This is a genomic window from Algoriphagus ornithinivorans (assembly GCF_900115305.1).
GTDB lineage: Bacteria > Bacteroidota > Bacteroidia > Cytophagales > Cyclobacteriaceae > Algoriphagus > Algoriphagus ornithinivorans.
Genome location: NZ_FOVW01000020.1, coordinates 1 through 2,266, shown reverse-complemented (window position 1 = coordinate 2,266; position 2,266 = coordinate 1). Strand labels below are relative to the sequence as shown.

The following is a 2,266-nucleotide window of genomic DNA, read 5'->3' as shown; positions in this document are numbered from 1 at the left end:
GAAGTTCATTGACATATTGAGTAGAAACTGTAACAGAGTATCCAGCGCTAGCTGGATAAATAAGTAGAGTAAGTGAATAAGGGCGCACGGGGGATGCCTAGGCTCTCAGAGGCGAGGAAGGACGTGATAAGCTGCGATAAGCTACGGGGATTGGCCAATGCGAGTTGATCCGTAGATTTCCGAATGGGGCAACCCAGTCCAATAGGACTATGTCGTAAGACAGGCGAACGTGGGGAACTGAAACATCTAAGTACCCATAGGAGGAGAAAACAACAGTGATTCCGTGAGTAGTGGCGAGCGAAAGCGGAACAGCCCAAACCGGACATGTTACGGCATGTTCGGGGTTATAGGACCTGCATAATTGAATACAACGTGACGAGAACGGCATGGGAAGGCCGACCATAGGGGGTGAGAGTCCCGTATTGGAAATGTTGTAAGAGAGGCGGGTATCCTGAGTAGGCCGGGACCGGAGGAATCCCGGTTGAATTTGCCAGCACCATCTGGTAAGGCTAAATACTCCTGAGAGACCGATAGTGAACTAGTACCGTGAGGGAAAGGTGAAAAGTACTCCGAATAGGAGGGTGAAATAGAACCTGAAACCGTGCGCTTACAAGCGGTCGGAGCCCATTAGTTGGGTGACGGCGTGCCTTTTGCATAATGAGCCTACGAGTTACTCCTCTCTGGCAAGGGTAAGGCATTGAGTGCTGTACCCGGAGCGAAAGCGAGTCTGAAAGGGCGATTGAGTCGGAGGGGGTAGACGCGAAACTTAGTGATCTACCCATGGCCAGGTTGAAGTTGTGGTAACACACAATGGAGGACCGAACCGATAAGCGTTGAAAAGCTTCCGGATGAGCTGTGGGTAGGGGTGAAAGGCTAATCAAACTGAGAAATAGCTCGTACTCCCCGAAATGTTTTTAGGAACAGCGTCGGGAATTGTATGACGGAGGTAGAGCTACCGATAGGACTAGGGGGAGTCACATCCTACCAAATCCTGACGAACTCCGAATGCCGTCATACAGAACCGGCAGTGAGGGCTTGGGTGCTAAGGTCCAAGTCCGAGAGGGAAAGAACCCAGACCTTCCGCTAAGGTCCCCAAATCTAGATTAAGTTGAACAAAGGTGGTCCAGTTGCAGAGACAGCCAGGAGGTTAGCTTGGAAGCAGCTATTCCTTTAAAGAGTGCGTAACAGCTCACTGGTCGAGCGACAGGGCGTCGATAATAATCGGGCATCAAATCTAGTACCGAAGCGAAGGATTCGTAGTAATACGAGTGGTAGGGGAGCATTCCAACGGCGGTGAAGGTGTGCTGTAAGGCATGCTGGAGCTTTTGGAAAAGCAAATGTAGGCATAAGTAACGATAAGGCGGGCGAGAAACCCGCCCACCGTAAGACCCAGGTTTCCTGATCAACGTTAATCGGATCAGGGTTAGTCGGGGCCTAAGGCGAACCCGAGAGGGGTAGTCGATGGACAACGGGTTAATATTCCCGTACTGCTCATACAGGTGAAGGAGTGACGGAGTGATGAAAGATCCGCGCGGTGACGGAATACCGCGTTGAAGGTTGTAGGTATTGGCTGGATAGTTAAATGCGTCCGGTTAGCCGAAGCTGATAGTACTGAGCGTCTACGGACAATCAGATAGTGATCCTAAGGGCTTCCAAGAAAAACTTCTAGCGTGTAGCGTATGAGTACCCGTACCGCAAACCGACACAGGTGGTCGAGGAGAGTATCCTAAGGTGCTCGAGTGAATCATGGCTAAGGAACTCGGCAAAATAGCCCTGTAACTTCGGGAGAAGGGGCGCCTCACGAATGTGAGGCCGCAGTGAAGAGGCCCAGGCGACTGTTTAACAAAAACACATGGCTTTGCGAAGTTTAAAGACGAAGTATAAGGCCTGACACCTGCCCGGTGCTGGAAGGTTAAGAGGGGATGTTATCGCAAGAGAAGCATTGAATCGAAGCCCCAGTAAACGGCGGCCGTAACTATAACGGTCCTAAGGTAGCGAAATTCCTTGTCGGGTAAGTTCCGACCTGCACGAATGGTGTAACGATCTGGGCGCTGTCTCAGCCATGAGCTCGGTGAAATTGTAGTCACGGTGAAGATGCCGTGTACCCGCAACGGGACGGAAAGACCCCATGCACCTTTACTGCAGCTTAGCATTGGTACTGGACAAATGATGTGTAGGATAGGTGGGAGACTATGAAGCGGGTTCGCCAGGATCTGTGGAGTCACTGTTGAAATACCACCCTTTGTTTGTTTGGTATCTAATCCCG

Annotated in this window: 1 rRNA gene; it reads left to right on the top strand. The window is 51.0% G+C overall.

The features are described from left to right. Nucleotides 1-66 precede the first annotated feature (66 nt). Nucleotides 67-2,266, top strand: a 23S ribosomal RNA gene (locus BM073_RS17905); the annotation flags it as partial.